Source organism: Cupriavidus sp. SIMBA_020 (genome assembly GCF_046535395.1).
Lineage (GTDB): Bacteria > Pseudomonadota > Gammaproteobacteria > Burkholderiales > Burkholderiaceae > Cupriavidus > Cupriavidus campinensis.
Window position 1 is genome coordinate 1 of record NZ_JAWRWU010000970.1, and the last position, 259, is coordinate 259.

Sequence of the window (259 nt, forward strand, 5' to 3'; positions counted from 1 at the left end):
GCAATAAGTTGGCAACAGGCTGGCGGCAAACAGGCGTCCAGCCGGAAATACAGGCATCAGAACGACAACAGCCGTGTATTCAAAACCCATAATCAGATGTGAGGAGATGCGATGTTCGATGGACGCTTGAAGGCCAGCGTGCTGGCCGTATGTGTGGCGGCCGCGGCGGCGCTCGGCATGAGCGCGGCGAAGGCGGATCCCGTTTCCCTGAACATAGTCGACGTGGCCGGCAACCTGCAGCTCACGCAGAAAGCCTTCG

1 pseudogene is annotated in these 259 nt (G+C 59.5%); it reads left to right on the forward strand.

The window, feature by feature from the left end:
* Nucleotides 1-111 precede the first annotated feature (111 nt).
* Nucleotides 112-259: pseudogene (locus tag SB751_RS32350) on the forward strand (ABC transporter substrate-binding protein); the annotation flags it as partial.